Genomic DNA, 19,196 nt, shown 5'->3' with positions numbered 1-19,196 from the left:
GCGACCGTCGCCCAAGCCTTGACGTTCGTCAATCGCCCAGGGGAGTGACCATGCTGCAATGCGGCACATGCCGGACGCCGCCCCCGCCGTCTTCACCGCCCGCGGCCTCACCAAGACCTATGGCGAGGGCGCCACGGCCGTGCATGCGCTGCGCGGCGTGGACCTGGACATCCGGCGCGGCGAGTTCGTGGTGCTGCTGGGCGCCTCGGGCAGCGGCAAGAGCACGCTGCTCAACATCCTGGGCGGGCTCGACTCGGCCAGCAGCGGTTCCGCGCAATGGACCCACGAGGGCGAAGCACACGAGCTCACCGGCGCCAGCGACGCCGAACTCACCGCCTACCGGCGCGACCACGTGGGCTTCGTGTTCCAGTTCTACAACCTCATCCCCAGCCTCACCGCGCGCGAGAACGTGGCACTGGTGACGGAACTCTCCAGCGACCCGATGGCGCCCGAGGACGCGCTGGCCATGGTGGGTCTGGCCGAGCGCATGAACCACTTCGCGGCCCAGCTCTCGGGCGGCGAACAGCAGCGCGTGGCCATTGCGCGCGCCATCGCCAAGCGCCCCGCGGTGCTGCTGTGCGACGAGCCCACCGGCGCGCTGGACTGCGCCACCGGCGTGCGCGTGCTGCAGGCCATCGAATACGTGAACGCCTCGCTGGGCACCACCACGGTGGTGATCACGCACAACGCGCCGATCGCGCAGATGGCGCACCGCGTGCTGCGCCTGGCCGACGGCCGCATCGTCGAAGACCGCGCCAACGACCGGCGCGTGCCGGCCGAGGCCCTGAACTGGTAGGCCGACGCCATGCGGGCCCTGGACATCAAGCTCGGCCGCGACCTGTGGAAGCTGCGCGCCCAGGTGCTCACCATCGCGCTGGTGGTGGCCATCGGCGTCGGTGGCTTCGTGGGCCTGTTCTCGGTGCACGCCTCGCTGCTGCAAGCGCGCGACGACTTCTACCGCAGCCACCGCCTGGCCGACGTGTTCGTGAACCTCAAGCGCGCGCCCACCGCGCTGGCCACGCGCATGGCCGCCCTGCCCGGCGTGGCCGAGGTGCAGACCGGACTGGCCCTCGAGGCGCAGATCGACCTCGGTGACCCCGGCGCGCCCGTGACAGGCCGCTTCGTGGCGCTGGACCTGCGCCGCGTGCACCGCGGCACACAGGGCCTGAACGCGGTGCGCCTGCGCGAGGGGCGCTGGCCCGAAAGCGGTGCCGCGCTGGAGGCCGTGGTGAGCGAGAGCTTCGCTCATGCGCGCGGCCTGCGCCCGGGCGACCAGGTGCGCGCGGTGCTCAACGGCCGGCTGCAGCCGGTGCGCGTGACGGGCCTGGCGATATCGCCCGAGTACGTGTTCGCCGGCAGCGCGGGCGCGCCGGATGAACGCAGCTACGGCATCTGGTGGGTGGACGCGCAGCGCCTGAGCGAACTGCTCGACCTGCAGGGCGCGTTCAACCAGGCAGTGGTGCGCCTGGAAAGCCCGGCCAGCGAGCCCGCGGTGACGGCCGCGCTGGACCGCCTGCTCGATCCCTATGGCTCGCTGGGTGCGGTCGCGCGGCGCGACCAGCTCTCGGCGCGCATCGTGGACGACGAGCTCGACCAGCTGCGCGTGATGGGCACCGTGCTGCCCGCGATCTTCCTCGCGGTGGCGATGTTCATCCTCAACGGCGTGCTGGCGCGCCAGATCGCGACGCAGCGCGCGCAGATCGCCTCGCTCAAGGCACTGGGCTATCGCGACCTTGCCATCGGCGTGCACTACGCCGAGCTCGCACTGGTGATCGCGGGCCTTGGCCTGCTCGGCGGCCTGGCGCTCAGCGGCGTGATCGGCCGCATGATGCTCAGCCTGTACGAACCGGTGTTCCGCTTCGACGCGCTGGCCTACCGCACCACCCCGGCCCTGGTGGCGGTGGCCACCGCGGTGGCGGCCGCGGCGGCGCTGCTGGGTACCTGGAGCGCCATCCGCGCGGTGGTGCGCCTGCGCCCGGCACAGGCCATGCAGCCGCCCGCGCCGCCGCGCTACCGCCGCACGCTGGCCGAGCGGCTGGCGCCGGGCGGGCGCGTGAGCGCGCGCCTGCTGATGATCCTGCGCGACGTGGAGAACCGCCCCTGGCGCAGCGCCTTCACCGTCGGCGGCGTGGCGATGGCCATGGCGCTGCAGATCGCCGGCGCGTTCTGGCTCGACGCCATCGCCCACATCGTGGACGTGCAGTTCCGCCAGGTTCAGCCGGGCAACGTGCTGCTGAACTTCCAGCCCCACGCCGCGCCCACGGTAGTGCGCGAGTTGCAGCGCCTGCCCGGCGTGCTGATGGCCGAGGGCTACCGCAGCGAACCGGTGCGCGTGCAGTTCGGCACCCGGCGAAAGGACGCGGCCCTCACCGGCCTGCCGCCGCACGCGCCGCTGCTGCCGGTGGTGGACGCGCAGCGCGGCGCGGTGCCGTTGCCTGACGAGGGACTGGTGCTGTCGCAACTGCTGGCGCGCGCGCTCGGTGCGGGCGTGGGCGACGTGGTGACGGTGGAGTTTCGCCTCGGGCACCGCGAGCAGGTGCAACTGCCGGTCGTGGCGGTGGTGCAGGCGCTCATGGGCCAGCAGGCCTGGATGTCGCTGCCCGCGCTGCACCGCGCCACGCGCGACGGCGCCGGCCTCTCCGACGCCGCGTTGCTGGTGGACGACAGCGCCCTGCCCGCCTTCTGGGCCGCGGTGAAGGCCACGCCCGGCGTCGCCGCGGTGTTCGACAAGCGCTCGGTGCAGCGCTCGTTCGACGAACGCACCTCCTACAACATGGGCGCCTTCAGCGCCATCCTCACGCTGTTCGCGGTGGCGATGGCGGTCGGCATCACCTACAACGCCGCGCGCATCGCACTGTCCGAACGCGCGTGGGACCTGGCCAGCCTGCGCGTGCTGGGCATGACGCGCGGCGAGGTGTCGGTGCTGTTGCTGGGCCAGCTCGCCGTGGAGCTTTTGCTGGCGCTGCCGCTGGGCATGCTCGCCGGTTACGGCCTGGCCACGCTGTTGATGCGGCTCATGTCCTCCGACAACATCGATTTCCCCGTCGTGATCGCGCCCGACACCTACGCCTGGGCCGCGCTCATCGTGCTGGCCGCGGGCGCGGCCAGTGCCCTGCTCGTGCGCCGCCGCGTCGACCGCTTCGACCTGGTGGCCGTTCTGAAGGTGCGCGAATGAACCTCAAAGCCAATCCCTGGCGCCGCTGGATGCTCGTGGGCGCTGCCGTGCTGCTGGTGGCCGGTGTGCTGGCCTGGGCCCTGCGCCCGGCGCCGCTGGCGGTGCAAACCGCCATGGTGGCGCGCGGCGCCTTCGAGCAGGTGATCGAAGAAGACGGCGTGCTGCGCCTGCTGCAGCGCTACACCGTGGCCTCGCCCACCGCGGGCGAACTGCAACGCCCCGGCCTGCGTGTGGGTGATGTGGTGACCGCCGGCGAGGCGGTGCTGCTGCTGCGCCCTGCCGCGTCGGCCATGATCGACGCCCGCACGCGCGCCGTGCTGCAACAGCGCCTGGGCAGCGCGCAGGCCGCGCGCGCCGCGGCCGACGCGCAACTGGGCCGCCTGCAGGCCGCGCTGGCGCAGGCCCAGCTCGACGTACGGCGCCAGGAAGCGTTGGCGCAGGCACAGTTCGTCTCGCCGGCCGCGCGCGAGCAGGCCGAACTGGCGCAGCGGCAGGCGCAGCAGGCGGTGGCCGCGGCGCAGGCCGAACGCCGCGTGGCCGACTTCGCGCTCAGCGAGGCACGCGCGGCCCTGTCGCTGGCCGACGGGGGGCGCACCGACAGTGGCGTGTGGACGCTGCGCAGCCCGGTGGCCGGCCGCGTGATCGCGGTGCACCACGAAAGCGAGGGGCCCGTGGCCGCCGGGCAGCCGTTGCTCGACATCGGCGACACCGAACGGTTGGAAGCCGTGGTCGACCTGCTCTCGGGCGACGCCGCGCGCGTGCCCGAGGGCGCGCCCGTGACGCTGCAGGTCGGTGCCGGCCTGCCCACGCTGCGCGCCCACGTCGCGCGGGTGGATCCGGTGGCCTTCACCAAGGTGTCGGCGCTGGGCATCGAGGAGCAGCGCGTGAACCTGCACATCGCGCTCGACGAACCCTGGCCCGCACGCAGCACCCTCGGCGACGGCTACCGCGTGGACGCACGCATCGTCACCCTGGCGCTGGCCGACGCGCTGCTGGTGCCCACCGCCGCGCTGCTGCGCGCGAACGGGCAGTGGAAGGTCTACGTGGTCGATGCCGACGACCACGCCCGCTCGCGCAGCGTCACACCCGGCCCACGCGGCAGCGAGTTCGCGGTGGTGGAGGCGGGCCTGCAGGCTGGCGAGCGCGTGGTGCTCTATCCCGGCAACGGCGTGCGCGACGGGCAGCACGTGGTGGAGCGCTGAGCGCGCGGGTTCAGGCCGCGCGCAAGGCCGCGCGGATCTCGCGCACCAGCGCCTGCGCGGCGTTCGACAACACGCGGCCGCGCCGGGTAACGACGCAGATGTCGCGCGACACGCGCGGTGCCGACAGCGGCCGCACCACCAGCTCGCCCGCCGGCGCCACACGCGCGTAGGACGCGGGCATGATGGCCACCGCCATGCCGGCGCGCGTCATCCACAGCGCGGTGGACAGGAAGGTGACCTCGTGCACCACGCGCAGCCGCACGCCGGCGCGTGCGGCGCTGGCGTCGATCAGCGGGCGCACGCCATAGCCTGGCCGCACGGTGATGAGCGGGTGGCCGTCCAGGTCGGCCCAGCGCAGCCGGTTGCGACCCGCCAGCGCATGCCCCGCCGGACACACCAGCGCCAGGTGATCGCGCACCAGGGTGTCGGTGTCAACGTCGGCACCTGCCTGCTCAGGCACGCCGATGCCGAAGTCCACCTGCTCGCCGACCACGCGCGCCACGAACTGGTCGGGCGCACAGTCGCTGATGTCGATGTGCACACCCGGAAACCGCTCACGAAAGTGAACCACCGCGGCCGGCAGCAGCAGCTCGGCCAGCGTGGGCGTGATCGCCAGGCTCACCCGTCCGCGGCGCAGTTCGGACAACTCCAGCGTGCCCGCGCCCAGCGCCTCGGCGTCGCGCAGGATGCGCTCGGCCAGCACGATGGCCTCGTGCGCGGCCTGCGTGGGCTGCAGGGTGCGCGTGGTGCGCTCGAACAGCCGCGCGCCCAGCCCATCCTCCAGCTGCCGCAGCGACAGACTCACCGCCGACTGCGTGACCGACAGCTGTTCGGCCGCCGCACTCACCTTGCGCAGGTGATAGACGGCCGCGAAAGCGCGCAACTGGCGCATGCTGGGCAGGAATCGGCCCTCGGCATTCATGAGTTCAGATCATAAATCGTTCGATAAGTTTCGCTTTACGCATGAATGCGAAGCCGGTTGAATGACACCCGGCCTTCCCACATCAGAACCAGGAGACAAGCCGATGAAGACCCCCTTCCTGCGCCGCACGCTGTGCGCCGCGCTTGGTGGCGCTGCCCTGCTCGCACTGGCCGCCCCCGCGAGCGCCCAGGACGCCGCCTGGCCGACCAAGCCGATCCGCGTGATCGTGACGTTCCCGCCCGGCGGCAGCGCCGACGCCATCGTGCGCGCCATCAGCCCGCGCGTGAGCGAACGGCTCGGGCAGCCGCTGGTGATCGAGAACCGGCCGGGGGCGGGCGGCAACATCGGCCTGACCGCCGTGGCCAAGGCCGAGGGCGACGGCTACACGGTGGGCCTGGGGGCCGCGGGCGCGCTGTCGGCCAACGTGAGCCTGTATCCGCAGATGCCGTTCGACCCGGTGAAGGACCTCAAGCCGGTCTCGCTGGTCGCGGCCATTCCCTTCGTGATCGTGGGCCACCCCTCGGTGGGCGTGCGCACGCAGGCCGAACTCATCGCGTTGGCCAAACGCGACCCGAGCAAGCTCACCATCGGCCATGGCGGCAACGGCACGGCCATGCACCTCACCGCCTCGCTGTTCGACCAGATGGCGGGCGTGAAGATCGTGCAGGCGGCCTACCGCGGCTCGGGCCCGGCCGCCATGGACGCCCTGGCCGGCCAGATTCCGCTGGCCGTGACCGACCTGCCCGCGGCGATCCAGCACATCCGCGCCGGCAAGCTGATGGCCTTCTCGGTCACCGGTAGCCGCCGTGTGCCCGCGCTGCCCGACGTGCCCACAGTGGCTGAGGCCGGCCTGCCGGGCTACGAATCGGTGGGCTGGTTCGGCATCGTGGCACCCGCGGCCACGCCGGACGCCATCGTCAACAAGCTCAACGCCGCCATCGTCGAAGCCCTCAACGACCCGGCCATCCAGACCAGCATCCGGGCCATCGGTGTCGAGCCGGCGCCTTCCACGCCCCAGGCCTTTGCGGACTACATCAAGTCCGAAACCGTGAAGTGGGGCCAGGTGATCCGCAACGCCGGCATCAAACTCGAATGACCTCCTTGCCCATGACCGCAACGCAGGAACGTTTCGACACCGACGTGCTCATCGCCGGCGCGGGCCCCGTGGGCCTGACGCTTGCGATGGACCTGGCCGGGCGCGGCGTGCGCGTGATGATCGCCGAGCCGCGCGCGTACCTCGAACCACCGAGCGTGAAGTGCAACCACGTCTCGTCGCGCACCATGGAGCGTTTTCGCCAGTTGGGCGTGGCCGACAAGCTGCGCCGCGCCGGCCTGCCCGATGAGTACCCGAACGACGTGGTGTTCCGCACCGCGATGACCGGCATCGAGCTCACGCGCATCCCGATCCCGAACCGCCTGGAGCGCTTCGTGGACAACGGCGGTCCGGACACCTGGTGGCCCACACCCGAGCCGCCGCACCGCATCAACCAGATCTATCTGGAGCCGATCCTGCTCGAACACACCGCGGCGCTGCCCGGCGTGTCGCTGCACAACCGCACGCGGCTGGAGCGCTTCACGCAAGACGAGGCGGGCGTGACGGCCACGCTGGTTGGCGTGGACGACGGCGCTGAACGCACCGTGCGCGCGCGCTTCCTGGTCGGATGCGACGGCGGCTCCTCCGGCGTGCGCAAGGCCATCGGCGCGCAGTTCGAGGGCACACCCGTGATCCAGCGGGTGCAGTCCACCCACATCCGCGCGCCAGGCCTGCTCTCGCGCCTGCCGGGCAAACCGGCGTGGTGCTACTACTCGGTCAACCCGCGCCGCTGCGGCACCGTCTTCGCGATCGACGGACGCGAAACCTGGCTGGTGCACAACCACCTCAATCCGCAGGAGACCGAATTCGATTCGGTGGATCGCGACCAGAGCATCCGCCACATCCTCGGCGTCGGCGACGACTTCGCGTACGAGGTGATCTCGAAGGAGGACTGGGTGGGCCGCCGCCTGGTGGCCAACCGCTTCCGTGACCGGCGCGTTTTCATCGCCGGCGACGCCGCGCACCTGTGGGTGCCCTACGCCGGCTACGGCATGAACGCCGGCATCGCCGACGCGCTCAACCTTGCGTGGCTGCTGGCCGCACAGGTGCAAGGCTGGGCCGACCCGGCCATGCTCGACGCTTACGAGGCCGAACGCCAGCCGATCACCGAGCAGGTGTCGCGCTTCGCGATGGACCACGCGCAGAAAATGATCAAGGCACGCAGCGCCGTGCCACCGAACATCGAGGCCGACGATGCATCCGGCGCCGCGGCGCGCGCGCTCATCGGCGACGAGGCCTACCAGTTGAACGTGCAGCAGTTCTGCTGCGCGGGTTTGAACTACGGCTACTACTACAGCGGCTCGCCCATCATCGCCGGCGACGGCGAGGAACCACCGCCCTACACCATGGGCAGCTTCACGGCATCCACCGTGCCCGGCTGCCGTGCTCCGCATTTCCGGCTGCGCGACGGGCGCTCGCTGTACGACGCCTTCGGCCCGGGCTACACCCTGCTCGTCGCCCGGCCCCATGCCGATGCGGCGCGCCTGCTGCAGGCCGCCACCGACGCGGGCGTGCCGATGACGCTGCTCGACCTGAGCGCCGAGCCCCGGCGCCCCACGGAGTACCGCCACGCCTTGCTGCTGTGCCGGCCCGACCAGCACGTGGTGTGGCGTGGCGACGCGCTGCCGACGGACACGGCTGCCCTGGTGGAACTGCTGCGCGGTGCACGGCCCGCGGTGCAGGCCGCAGCGCGCAACGAGGCCACTGCCGCGCCGGCCTGATCGGCGCACGAAACCCCGCGCCGGAGCAGGCCCCGAGCTTCCTCTAGACTCGGGGACATGTCCCTGTTCCTGTTGCTTCTGCTGCCTTTTGCAGGCTGCGTGGTCGCGGCACTGTTGCCCACGAACGCACGCAACCTCGAATCGCTGTGGGCCGCGCTGGTGGCCCTGGCGGTGGCCGTGCCGCTGGCCCTGCTCTACCCCGAGGTGCGCGACGGCGCCGTGCTCACTGAGCGCCTGCCATGGCTGCCCTCGCTCGGCATGGACCTGATCGTTCGCATCGATGGCTTTGCCTGGATGTTCGCGATGCTGGTCAGTGCCATGGGCCTGCTGGTGATCGTGTACGCGCGCTACTACCTCTCGCCCGAGGACCCCGCCGCGCGCTTCTATTCGCTGCTGCTGGGCTTCATGGGCGCCATGCTGGGTGTGGTGCTGTCGGGTCAGCTGGTGCAGCTCGTGGTGTTCTGGGAACTCACGAGCGTCTTCTCCTTCCTGCTGATCGGCTACTGGACGCACCGCAAGGACGCGCGGCGCGGCGCGCGCATGGCCTTCACCGTGACTGCCACCGGCGGGCTGTGCCTGCTGGCTGGCGTGCTGCTGCTCGGTCACATCGTCGGCAGCCTGGAGCTCGAGGCCGTGCTGCAAGCGGGCGAGCAGGTGCGCGCGCACCCGCTGTACACGCCCGCGCTGGTGCTGGTGCTGCTGGGCGCGCTCACCAAGAGCGCACAGTTCCCGTTCCACGTCTGGCTGCCGCACGCCATGGCCGCGCCCACCCCGGTGTCGGCCTACCTGCACTCGGCCACCATGGTGAAGGCCGGCGTGTTCCTGCTGGCACGCCTGTGGCCGGTGCTGTCGGGCACGCCGGAATGGTTCTGGATCGTGGGCGGTGCGGGCCTGGCCACGCTGCTGCTCGGCGCCTATGCGGCCATGTTCCAGAACGACCTGAAGGGCCTGCTCGCGTACTCCACCATCAGCCACCTCGGCCTCATCACGCTGCTGCTGGGCCTCAACAGCCCGCTCGCCGCCGTGGCCGCGGTGTTCCACATGATGAACCACGCGACCTTCAAGGCCTCGCTGTTCATGTCGGTGGGCATCATCGATCACGAGACCGGCACGCGCGACATGCGGCGCCTGGATGGCCTCTTCCGCAGCATGCCCATCACCGGCACGCTGGCCATCGTGGCCTGCGCGGCGATGGCGGGCGTGCCGCTGCTCAACGGGTTTCTGTCGAAGGAAATGTTCTTTGCCGAAACCGTGTTCGTGAGCGCCAACCCGGCGATCGAATTCGGCCTGCCGGCGCTGGCCACGCTCGCCGGTGTGTTCGCGGTGGTCTATTCGCTGCGCTTCGGACACGACGTGTTCTTCGGCGACCGCCCCGACTGCCCGCGCGAGCCGCACGAGCCCGTGCACTGGATGCGCGTGCCGGTGGAGTTGCTGGTGCTGGCCTGCATCCTGGTGGGCACACTGCCGGCGTGGTCGGTCGGCCCGCTGCTGGCCACGGCCGCGCAACCGGTGGTGGGCGGCACCCTGCCCGACTACAGCCTGGCGGTCTGGCATGGCTTCAACACGCCGCTGGTGATGAGCCTGATCGCCACCGCGGGTGGCGTGGCGGTGTACCTGCTGTTCGGCCGGCGCCTGAAGATGCGCGAACACAGCCTGGCGCCCGGCCTGTTCGGCCTGAACGGGCGGCGCGTGTTCGAGGGGCTGATGGCCGCGCTGTCCGACGCCGCGCGGCGCCTGGCCCGTGGGCTGGGCACGCGCCGCCTGCAGCCGCAGTTGCTGTGGCTGATCGTGATCGCCGGTCTGGCCGGCCTGGGCTCGGCACTGGTCGTGCCGCTGTCCTGGGGCGACCGACCGCGCGTGCCGGTGACACCCGAATTCGTGCTGCTGTGGATCATCGGCTGTGCGTGCGCGGTGGGCGCGGCGGTGCAGGCCAAGTTCCACCGGCTGGCCGCGCTCATCATGCTCAGCGTGGTGGGCCTGGCGCTGTGCATCACCTTCGCGTGGTTCTCCGCACCCGATCTTGCGCTCACGCAACTGGCCGTGGAGGTCGTCACCACGGTGCTGTTTCTGCTCGGCCTGCGCTGGATGCCCAAGCGCGTGCCGGCCGACGACCCGCGCCTGGAGAGCCGCGTCTGGTGGCGGCGCCGCCGCGACCTTGTGATCGCGGTGTGCATCGGCGTCGGCCTGGCAGGGCTGTCGTACGCATTGCTCACGCGCCAGGCGCCTTTGTCGATATCGCCCTTCTTCATCGAGAACGCCCTGCCCGGCGGCGGCGGCACCAACATCGTCAACGTCATGCTGGTCGACTTCCGCGCCTTCGACACGCTGGGCGAGATCACCGTGCTCGGCATCGTGGGCGTGACCGTCTACGCCCTGTTGCGGCGCTTTCGCCCACCGGTGGAGGTCATCGACCAGCCCATGCAACAGCGCGCGGTGCCGCAGAACGTGGAGAGCGACCTGATCTCGCGTGACGACAGCGACACGCCCCAGCCCTACCTCGCCGTTCCCGCCGCGCTGGTGCGCCTGCTGCTGCCGGTGGCCGCGGTGTTTGCCTTCCATTTGTTCATGCGTGGCCACAACGAGCCCGGTGGCGGCTTCGTGGCCGGGCTGGTGGTCGCCATTGCCTTCATTGCGCAGTACATGGTGAGCGGCACCCGCTGGGTGGAGGACCGCATGCACCTGCTGCCGCCGCGCTGGATCGCCGCCGGCCTGGCGCTGGCGCTGGCCACCGGACTGGGCTCGCTCGCGCTGGGCTATCCCTTCCTCACCACGCACACCGCGCACGTCACCTGGCCGCTGGTGGGTGAGGTGCATCTGCCCAGCGCCTTCCTCTTCGATCTCGGCGTGTTCGCGGTGGTGGTGGGTTCCACCTTGCTGCTGCTGACGGCGATCGCGCACCAGTCCTTGCGCGCGCGACGCCGGCAAGAGGCGCTCGACGAGGAACAACCCGCCGCCGAGGGAGCGCACTGATGGAACTTGTCGTCTCGCTTGCCATTGGCGTCATGGCCGGTGCCGGCGTCTGGCTGGTGCTGCGCCCACGAACCTTCCAGGTGCTCATCGGGCTGGCCTTGCTGTCCTATGCCGTCAATCTGTTCATCTTCAGCGTCGGCAGCCTGTCGGTGGATGCCGAGCCCATCGTGCGCGCTGGTGTGCCGGCCGATCTCTCGCACTACACCGATCCGCTGCCGCAATCGCTGGTGCTGACCGCCATCGTGATCGGCTTTGCCACCACGGCGCTGTACCTGGTGGTGCTGCTGGCGCTTCGTGGCTTGTCCGGCGGCGACCACGTCGACGGCGAAGAGGAGAAGCCGTGATGCTGCCCAGCGAACACCTGCTGGTCGCGCCGGTGCTGCTGCCGCTGGCCACCGCCGCGCTCATGCTCATGCTCGGCGAGGGCAACCGGCGGCTCAAGAGCGCGCTCAACGTCGGCTCCACCACCCTGGGGCTGCTGCTCGCGGTGGCGCTGTTGCTGCGTGTGCACGCCGAAGGCAGCGCCGCATTCGGCATCTATCTGCCGGGCAACTGGCCGGTGCCCTTTGGCATCGTGCTGGTGGCCGACCGGCTCTCGGCGCTGATGGCGGTGCTGGCCGGCGCCGTGGGCCTGGCCGCCCTGCTCTACGCGCTGGCGCGCTGGCAGCACGCGGGCGTGTACTTCCACGTGCTGCTGCAACTGCAGCTGATGGGCCTGTACGGCGCCTTCCTTACCGCCGACCTGTTCAACCTGTTCGTGTTCTTCGAGGTGCTGCTGGCCGCCAGTTACGGCCTGCTGCTGCACGGTGGCGGCATCGCACGCGTGCGCGCAGGGTTGCACTACATCTCGATCAACCTGGTGGCCTCGCTGCTGTTCCTCATCGGCGTGGCGGTGCTCTACGGCGTCACGGGCACGCTCAACATGGCCGACATCGCGGCCAAGATCGCGCTCATACCCGAGCGCGATCTCGGCCTGCTGCACGCGGGCGCGGCCATCCTGGCGGTTGCCTTCCTGGCCAAGGCCGCGCTGTGGCCGCTGAATTTCTGGCTCACGCCCGCTTATGGGGCGGCCAGCGCGCCGGCGGCCGCGGTGTTTGCCATCCTCACCAAGGTCGGCGTGTACGCCCTGCTGCGGCTGTGGACGCTGTGTTTTCCGGCCGATGCGGTGGGCGCCTCTGCTGGCTTCGGGGGCGACGTGCTCATCTTGGGTGGTCTGGCCACGCTGGCCTTCGGCGCCATCGGCATGCTCGCCTCGCAGCAGCTTGGCCGGCTCGCCGGCTACAGCGTCATCGCGTCATCGGGCACGCTGATCGCGGCCATCGGCTTCGACGCGCCAGCCCTGAGCAGCGGTGCGCTGTTCTACCTGGCCAGCTCGACATTGGCGGGCTGTGCGCTGTTCCTGCTGGTGGAGCTGCTGGAGCGCGCACGCGAGGTGGAGCAAGGCCCGCAGGACCTGGATGACGGCAACGACGCCCTGCCCGCCTTCTTCGATGCGCAACCGCCGCCAGGCGCCAACCTCGACGACGACGAGGAAGTGCTGATCGGTCGAGCCATTCCCGCGGCACTGGTGTTCCTGGGTGTGGCCTTCACGCTCTGTGCCATGGTCATCGCCGGGCTGCCACCGCTCTCCGGCTTCGTGGGCAAGCTCGGCATGCTCATCGCGCTGCTGGAGCTGGGCACGGTGGCCGCCTGGACGCTGTTTGCCCTGCTCATCGCCTCGGGGCTGTTCGCGGCCATGGCGCTCATGCGCGTGGGCGTGCGCCACTTCTGGACCACGCAGGACCGCCCTGCGCCACGCCTGCGCGTGGCCGAGACACTGCCGATCGCACTGTTGCTGGGTGGGGCCGTGTTCATGGTGGTGCAGGCCGAGGCGGTGTTCGGCTACGCGCGCGCCACCGCCGATGCGCTGCACGAGCCGCAGCGCTATGTCGACGCGGTGATGCGCGCGCGCACCGTACCGTCGCCGACCGGAGGTATGCCATGAAGCGCCTGATTCCTTCACCGTGGTTGTCGATCGGCCTGCTGGGTGGCTGGCTGCTGCTCACGCGCAGCGGCAGTGCGGGCCAGTGGCTGCTCGGCCTGATGGTGGCCGTGGTCGCCCCGCTGCTGATGTCACCGCTGCGCCCCACGCCCGGCCCGCTGCGCGCCTGGGGCACGCTTGTCCTGCTGATCCTGCGCGTGGGGCGCGACGTGGTGCGCTCGGCCATTGACGTGGCTGTGGGCGTGGTGCGCACCCGCCGACATCCACCGAACGGCGCCTTCGTGGTGGTGCCGCTGGACCTGCGGGACACACACGGCCTGGCCGCGCTGGCGATGATCACCGCGGTGGTACCCGGCACGGTGTGGAGCGAGCTCGCGCACGACGGCAGCGCACTGCTGGTCCACGTGTTCGACCTCGACGACGAGGCCGCCTTCATCGCCCACTTCAAGGCCGACTACGAGCGGCCGCTGCTGGAGATCTTCGGATGAGCCCATTCCTTTCGGTGGCCATCGGCATCACCCTCGTTCTCTACCTCGTGGCCATGGGCATCGGCCTGCTGCGCCTCATGCGCGGCCCCAGCGCCCAGGACCGCGTGCTCGCGGTCGATTTCCTCTACGTGGTCGGCATGCTTGTGATGCTGGTGCTGGCCATCCGTTACGACAGCGAGATGTACTTCGAGGGCGCGCTGCTGATGGTGCTGTTCGGCTTCATCGGCTCCGTGGCACTGGCCAAGTTCCTGCTGCGTGGCGAGGTGATCGAATGACCATGCCCCCCTGGCCCGAACTCATCGTGGGCCTGCTGCTGCTGGTCAGCGGCGCGGTGGTGCTGATTGCTGCGCTGGGCCTGCACCGACTGCCCGATTTCTTCTCGCGCATGCACGCGCCAGCATTGGCGTCCACGCTGGCGGCATGGATCGTCACGCTCGCGTCGATCCTGCATTTCAGCCTGCGCGCCCAGGGCCTGGCACTGCACGTGTGGCTGATCATCATCGTGTTGTCGATCACCGCACCGGTGACCACCATCGTGCTGGCGCGGGCCGCCCTGTTCCGGCGCCGACAGGCGGGCGACAGGCTGCCCGGTGTACATTCGCCGGCCTCGCCCGCCACGCGCCCACCCCCATGGACCTCCCCGCCCACCAGCTGAGCATGACCGTGCTCATGACGCCCGACATGGCCAACTTTTCCGGCAATGTGCACGGCGGCACCATCCTCAAGCTGCTCGATCAGGTGGCCTATGCCTGTGCCAGTCGCTACGCCGGGCGGTACGTGGTCACGCTCTCGGTGGATCAGGTCATGTTCCGCCAACCCATCCATGTGGGCGAACTGGTGACCTTCCTGGCCTCGGTGAACCACACCGGCACCTCCTCCATGGAGGTCGGTATCAAGGTGCTGGCCGAGAACATCCGCACGCAGGAGGTGCGGCACGCCAACAGCTGCTTCTTCACCATGGTGGCGATGGGCGACGACGGCAAACCCGTCCCGGTGCCGCCATTGCGTGCGTTCACGCCCGACGAGCGCCGCCGCCACGCCGCGGCCCAGGTGCGAAAGCAACTGCGCCAGGAATTCGCTGAGCGCACACAGGCACTGCGCCAGGCCGGCTGAGCCGCCTTCCCGGTGTTTGCCGGGAAAACTGGACGCGCCCCGCCGGGAGCACCCGCGCCACGGGGTGCAGGCGTCAAGTTGGGCAGCAAATTCGCCGACATTTCGGGGACACGTCGCCGCCCGCGGGCCGGCAACGTACCCGACAACCGAAGCGGAGGATGCCCGATGTTCCCTCGTCAACCGAATGCACACTCATCCCGGGTGCCGCCACTGCCGCGCGCCCTGGCCGTGTCCGTGCTCGCCCTGAGCTGCGCCGTCGCAGGCGCACAAAGCAGCGCCACCTTCACCGTGACGGCCACGGTGTTGCCCAGTTGTACCGTCGTCGGAGGTGGCACGTTGGCGTTCGGCATTGTCACGCCGGGCAATCAGTCCGACGGCAGCGTGAGCGTCACCGCGATCTGCACCGTGGGAACCCCCTACACACTGTCGCTGGATGCCGGCACCGGCAGCGGCGCCACGATGACGCAGAGGCGCATGAGCAGCGGAGCCGACATCTTGCCCTACGGCCTTTACCGGGATGCTGCGCGCACCCAACCCTGGGGCGACGGCACCGCGGGCTCGTCCACCGTGGGCAGCACCGGCACCGGGCTGGCACAGGCCTTTACGGTCTACGGCCGCGTACCCTCCAGCGCCACGACCACGGTCGGCGTCTACGCCGACACCATCACCGTCACGGCCACGTACTGACCATGCGCGCGCGCGACGCATTCACGAGCCTGATCGTCGCCTTACTGCTTGGCACGGCCGCGCACGCGTTCCAGGTGCGCCCGGTGCGCGTCGATCTGCACAATCGCGCCACGGCCACGCAGCTCATGGTGCACAACCCGACCACGCGGCCGCTGCTGTTGCAGGCCGAGGTGTTCGATTGGACCCAGGACGATACGCAGGACGCCTTGCGCCCGACGCAGGCACTGATCATCAACCCGCCCATCGTGGAGATCGCACCTGGCGCTTCGCAGGTCATGCGCGTGGGAATGCGTGGCCCGCTCGAAGCAGGGGTCGAACGCAGCTTCCGGATCTGGCTGACCCAAGTGGCCACGCCGGACGTACCGGACAGCGGCGTGCAATTGCTCATGCGCGTGAGCCTGCCCGTGTTCGTGACCGGTGCCGGCACGCCCGGCCCACAACCACACTGGCACCACACTGGCGATGCGGTGGAGCTGCGCAACACCGGGGCACGTCACTTGCAGGTCCGCGCCATCAAGCTGCAGAGCGAAGACGGCCACCGGACCACGCTGGGTCCGTGTTACGCGCTCCCGGCCGGCAGGTGTCGCTGGCCATTGCCCTCGGGCTGGTCGGGCGCACTACGCTGGGAGGCCGACAGCGATGCAGGCACTTTGGCCGGGGCGCTCGATGCGCCGCCCCCACGCTGAGCGCCTGTGCGCCTGTGCACTGCCGCTGGCCCTGTGGGCCGTGGCAGCGCACGCGCAACCGACGCCTCGGCTGATCGAAGTCTGGCTGAACGGTCAGCCCGTGGACAGCTTTGCGCCGCTGATGGAGGACGCGGGCCAATGGTATGCGCCCGCATCCACGCTGTCCCAATGGCGGCTGCGGCCCACCGATGCTCCCCGGACCATCGAAGGTGTGCCGCACCATGGGCTGCAGCGCTGGCAACCCACCATCGACACCGCCGCCCAGCGACTCGCGATCGACGCGCCCGAGCACGACTTCCTGCCCCAGCGCCTGCAGATCGATGCCACAGCATCCGCCGGCACGCCCATCGTCGAGCCCTTGCCCGGGTTGGCGCTGGACTACGCGGTCCACCTGGAGCGCGAGAGCAGCCAACAACGCCACGCTGCCTTGCTTGATCTGCGGGCCTTCGGCTGGAGCACCGGCGGCTTGCTGCGCTCGAGTGGTGTGCTGCGTGGCGGTGCCGACACCCAGGCCCAAGCGCGCTGGCAGCGCCTGGACACGGCGTGGACACAGGCCGAGCCCGAAGGGCTTCGCCGCACCACGCTGGGTGATGCCATCACCTGCGGAGGCGAACTCGTGCCTGCACTGCGCTTTGCGGGCGTGCAACGCGGCACCGACTTCGCCTTGCGGCCCGACCTGGTCACGCAGCCGCTGCCCGCGGTGCAGGGTAGCGCACAGGTTCCCAGCGCCATCGATCTGCTGGTCAATGGTCGCCCGGCAGGCAGCGCCAGTGTGGGCCCGGGGCGCTATACGCTGGACACACTGCCTGGCGTCACCGGCGCAGGTGACATTCGTGTGGTGCAACGCGACGTACTCGGCGCCGAGCAGGTGCAGACTGTTCCCTACTACGTCAGCCCGCGCCTGCTGCGCCCGGGCCTCAGCGATGCCTGCGCCGAGGCCGGCGTGCTGCGCCGGGGCTATGCCAGCGCAGACGATCACTACCGGGGCGGCTTCGCTGCGGGCACAGTGCGCCGCGGACTGCGCGACGACCTCACGCTGATGGCGCGGCTGGAGTGGGGACAGGAAACGCGCGCATGGCACACGGCGCTGCACTGGATACCGGCGCGGCTGGGCGTGCTCAGCGCTCACCTGGCGGCCAGCCGGACCGATGGTGTGGGCACGGGCCGTCGCGCACTGATCGGGTTCGAGAGGGTGGGCCTGGGTGGCACCTTCAGCGCCACCACCGAACACCGCGACACCCGCTACCGCCTGCTCGACGGCAGCACCCCGGCGCGGCAGCGCCATTCGGTGTTTTCGGGCACCACCTTGGGACAGACCACCCTCTCGGCAGGCGCGGTCTGGCAGCGCGACGCCCGTGATCGGCGCACCCGCTTGCTCACAGCCAGCGCGCAGCGTCGCCTCGGCCCGCACTGGCATGCCGGCGTCAGTGTGTTCCGCCGCGAAGGCCGTGCCAGCGCCGCCCTGCTCTTCACACGCGCATTGGACCCCCAGACCAGCGTGGCCATTCGCTTGCAGGGCAACACCGAAGCCGGAGGGGCACCCGGCCTGAGTGCCCAGGCCCAGCGCAATGAGCCCATGGCTGGCGGCCTGGGTTGGCGTGTTCAGGGCGGCAACGAGGTGCAGCAGGGCCTTGTCGGCGTGAGCTGGCTCGGTGAGGCTGGCCGTGTCGAACTGCAGGCCGCACGCTGGAAGGACCACTCATCGACACAATGGCGCGCCAGCGCGCAAGGGGGAGTGATGTGGCTGGGTGGCACGCCGGTGGTGGGCCGCCCCATTGGCGACACCGCCGCCGCGCGCGTGGAGCTCGACGGACTGACCGGCGTGGGGGTGCAACTCAACCACCGCGACGCCGCCGTCACCGACGCGCGCGGCCATGCCTGGGTCTGGGGCCTGCTGCCCTGGCAGGACAACACCGTTGGCATTGCGGCCGATGTGCTGCCACTGGACGTGGCGCTGAGCGTGCCGACCATTGCGGTGCGCACCCCGGCTCAGACGGCGGTGCGCGTGCGTTTTCCTGCCGCCCGCACGCGATCGGCGCTGCTGCAGGTGAAGTGGCCTGACGGTACCTGGGTGGCGCCGGGATCGCGTGCCATGCGCCACGACGGCCAGATCCGCGAAGACAGCCAACGCGGCGCGCCTTTCGCCCACGGCGGCCAGGTCTGGCTGCCCGATGCAGCACCGCAAAACACGCTGCTCATCGAGGGGCCGCAGGGAACGTGCATCCTGAGATTTGCGATGCCGGACGGTGTGGCACAAGCCACCCTGGGGCCGCTCACCTGCCAGCCTACGGGGCAACCATGACGTTTCATCGTCGCGGCCGAATCCCCCGCACCGCAAAGTTGGCGTTCGGCCTGTTCGCGTGGCTGGCCATGCCAGGCCTCGCGCAGGCCCACAGTTGCACCGTCGCCGCCACACCGCTGGCTTTCGGCACCTACGCATCCCCCGGCGGACCGCGCGTCGACAGCCAGGCCGGCATCACCGTGACCTGCACACCCGCCTACCTGCTGCTGGCATGCAGCGTGAGCTACACGCTCACGATCTCGCACGGCCAACATGGCACCGCGGGCAACCGTCAGATGGCGGCTGGCGCCGGCCGCCTGGGTTACGGGCTTTTCAGCGACGCCGCGCGCAGCGTTCCCTGGGGTGATGGCGGCGCCGCTGGCGCGGGCGTGGGCGGCAACATCACCACCAGCCTGCTGGGGCTGGTGTGCCTGCAGGGGCTTCAGAGCCACACGCTGTATGCCCGCATCCCTGCGGGCCAGAGCGTGCCGGCCGGAACCTACGGCGATCAGGTGATGGTCACCATCACCTATTGATCCGGGACGCCGATCAGGCCTTCTTCACCCAGGCGCTGCACCAGCCCTTGGCCGACACCTGCTTGCCCGGGAAGATCCCGCAAGGGCCACTCGCTTCGCCCGGCTTGCCGGTGTAGAGCTGACAGCCCAAGCACGCTTGCGAGGCGGCGTGCTTGGGAAACTTTTTCTGGTCGACCTTGCTGGTATCGGCCGCGTAGCCGAGTGCAACGGCCTGCGCATCGGTCTCGTTAAGCATCGGCGCGCCCTGCGCTTGGGCGGCACGGCTGGCCGCCAGCACGGCCGAGCCGGCGGCAACCTGCAACAGGAAAATGCGACGGTTGTGGGATGTCATGGCTTACCTC

At 70.4% G+C, this 19,196-nt stretch carries 18 protein-coding genes; 16 read left to right on the top strand and 2 right to left on the bottom strand.

Annotation, left to right across the window (positions count from 1 at the left end):
• The first annotated feature begins 67 nt into the window (after positions 1–67).
• From M3149_RS09075 to M3149_RS09065, 3 genes are read left to right on the top strand one after another with little or no spacing between them, the layout of a single operon-like run.
• Positions 68–796: an ABC transporter ATP-binding protein gene (locus M3149_RS09075; RefSeq protein ID WP_251708981.1), complete on the top strand. Its 729-nt coding sequence runs from the start codon at positions 68–70 to the stop codon at positions 794–796.
• Positions 797–805: 9 nt separating this feature from the next.
• Positions 806–3,175 carry an ABC transporter permease gene (locus M3149_RS09070; RefSeq protein WP_251708980.1) on the top strand — a complete coding sequence of 790 codons (2,370 nt, stop codon included), beginning with the start codon at positions 806–808 and terminating at the stop codon, positions 3,173–3,175.
• Positions 3,172–4,377: an efflux RND transporter periplasmic adaptor subunit gene (locus M3149_RS09065; RefSeq protein ID WP_251708979.1), complete on the top strand. Its 1,206-nt coding sequence runs from the start codon at positions 3,172–3,174 to the stop codon at positions 4,375–4,377. The genes M3149_RS09070 and M3149_RS09065 overlap by 4 nt, the downstream gene beginning before the upstream one ends.
• 10 nt (positions 4,378–4,387) lie before the next feature.
• Here M3149_RS09065 and M3149_RS09060 read toward each other — a convergent pair whose 3' ends face one another.
• On the bottom strand, positions 4,388–5,299 hold the full coding sequence (locus M3149_RS09060; protein WP_251708978.1) for a LysR family transcriptional regulator: 912 nt from the start codon (positions 5,297–5,299) through the stop codon (positions 4,388–4,390).
• Positions 5,300–5,402: 103 nt separating this feature from the next.
• Here M3149_RS09060 and M3149_RS09055 point away from each other — a divergent pair, with 103 nt between their 5' ends.
• The 13 genes from M3149_RS09055 (at position 5,403) to M3149_RS08995 (ending at position 18,855) form a co-directional block, all read left to right on the top strand.
• Positions 5,403–6,395: a Bug family tripartite tricarboxylate transporter substrate binding protein gene (locus M3149_RS09055; protein WP_251708977.1), complete on the top strand. Its 993-nt coding sequence runs from the start codon at positions 5,403–5,405 to the stop codon at positions 6,393–6,395.
• Positions 6,392–8,113 carry an FAD-dependent oxidoreductase gene (locus M3149_RS09050; RefSeq protein ID WP_435370733.1) on the top strand — a complete coding sequence of 574 codons (1,722 nt, stop codon included), beginning with the start codon at positions 6,392–6,394 and terminating at the stop codon, positions 8,111–8,113. Before M3149_RS09055 ends, M3149_RS09050 begins: the two co-directional genes overlap by 4 nt.
• 57 nt (positions 8,114–8,170) lie before the next feature.
• Entirely contained in the window at positions 8,171–11,083 is a 2,913-nt protein-coding gene (locus tag M3149_RS09045) for a monovalent cation/H+ antiporter subunit A (RefSeq protein ID WP_251708976.1), read from the top strand.
• Positions 11,083–11,427 (top strand): Na+/H+ antiporter subunit C, encoded by a 345-nt coding sequence (locus tag M3149_RS09040; protein ID WP_251708975.1) that lies wholly within the window; start codon positions 11,083–11,085, stop codon positions 11,425–11,427. Before M3149_RS09045 ends, M3149_RS09040 begins: the two co-directional genes overlap by 1 nt.
• Positions 11,427–13,067: a monovalent cation/H+ antiporter subunit D gene (locus M3149_RS09035; RefSeq protein WP_251709096.1), complete on the top strand. Its 1,641-nt coding sequence runs from the start codon at positions 11,427–11,429 to the stop codon at positions 13,065–13,067. Before M3149_RS09040 ends, M3149_RS09035 begins: the two co-directional genes overlap by 1 nt.
• Positions 13,064–13,552, top strand: a complete 489-nt coding sequence (locus M3149_RS09030) for a Na+/H+ antiporter subunit E (RefSeq protein WP_251708974.1) — start codon at positions 13,064–13,066, stop codon at positions 13,550–13,552. The genes M3149_RS09035 and M3149_RS09030 overlap by 4 nt, the downstream gene beginning before the upstream one ends.
• A complete protein-coding gene (locus M3149_RS09025) occupies positions 13,549–13,827 on the top strand; it encodes a K+/H+ antiporter subunit F (protein ID WP_251708973.1) in 279 nt (92 codons plus the stop codon). The genes M3149_RS09030 and M3149_RS09025 overlap by 4 nt, the downstream gene beginning before the upstream one ends.
• 2 nt (positions 13,828–13,829) lie before the next feature.
• Positions 13,830–14,207, top strand: coding sequence for a monovalent cation/H(+) antiporter subunit G (gene mnhG / locus M3149_RS09020; RefSeq protein WP_251708972.1), 378 nt, complete (start codon positions 13,830–13,832; stop codon positions 14,205–14,207).
• Positions 14,183–14,665: an acyl-CoA thioesterase gene (locus tag M3149_RS09015; RefSeq protein ID WP_251708971.1), complete on the top strand. Its 483-nt coding sequence runs from the start codon at positions 14,183–14,185 to the stop codon at positions 14,663–14,665. The genes mnhG and M3149_RS09015 overlap by 25 nt, the downstream gene beginning before the upstream one ends.
• A 201-nt stretch (positions 14,666–14,866) precedes the next feature.
• Positions 14,867–15,352: a Csu type fimbrial protein gene (locus M3149_RS09010; RefSeq protein ID WP_251708970.1), complete on the top strand. Its 486-nt coding sequence runs from the start codon at positions 14,867–14,869 to the stop codon at positions 15,350–15,352.
• A gap of 2 nt (positions 15,353–15,354) precedes the next feature.
• Positions 15,355–16,038 carry a fimbrial biogenesis chaperone gene (locus tag M3149_RS09005; RefSeq protein WP_251708969.1) on the top strand — a complete coding sequence of 228 codons (684 nt, stop codon included), beginning with the start codon at positions 15,355–15,357 and terminating at the stop codon, positions 16,036–16,038.
• Complete coding sequence (locus M3149_RS09000; protein ID WP_251708968.1) at positions 16,019–18,340, top strand: fimbria/pilus outer membrane usher protein; 2,322 nt, start codon at positions 16,019–16,021, stop codon at positions 18,338–18,340. The genes M3149_RS09005 and M3149_RS09000 overlap by 20 nt, the downstream gene beginning before the upstream one ends.
• On the top strand, positions 18,337–18,855 hold the full coding sequence (locus M3149_RS08995; RefSeq protein WP_251708967.1) for a Csu type fimbrial protein: 519 nt from the start codon (positions 18,337–18,339) through the stop codon (positions 18,853–18,855). The genes M3149_RS09000 and M3149_RS08995 overlap by 4 nt, the downstream gene beginning before the upstream one ends.
• Positions 18,856–18,868: 13 nt before the next feature.
• On the opposite strand, the gene M3149_RS08990 is transcribed toward M3149_RS08995, so the two are convergent.
• On the bottom strand, positions 18,869–19,186 hold the full coding sequence (locus tag M3149_RS08990) for a high-potential iron-sulfur protein (RefSeq protein WP_251708966.1): 318 nt from the start codon (positions 19,184–19,186) through the stop codon (positions 18,869–18,871).
• Positions 19,187–19,196: the final 10 nt, after the last annotated feature.

Source organism: Hydrogenophaga intermedia (genome assembly GCF_023715105.1).
GTDB classification, from domain to species: domain Bacteria; phylum Pseudomonadota; class Gammaproteobacteria; order Burkholderiales; family Burkholderiaceae_C; genus Hydrogenophaga; species Hydrogenophaga intermedia_A.
The sequence above is the reverse complement of the archived record's forward strand: the minus strand, read 5'-3'. Positions and strand labels throughout refer to the sequence as shown.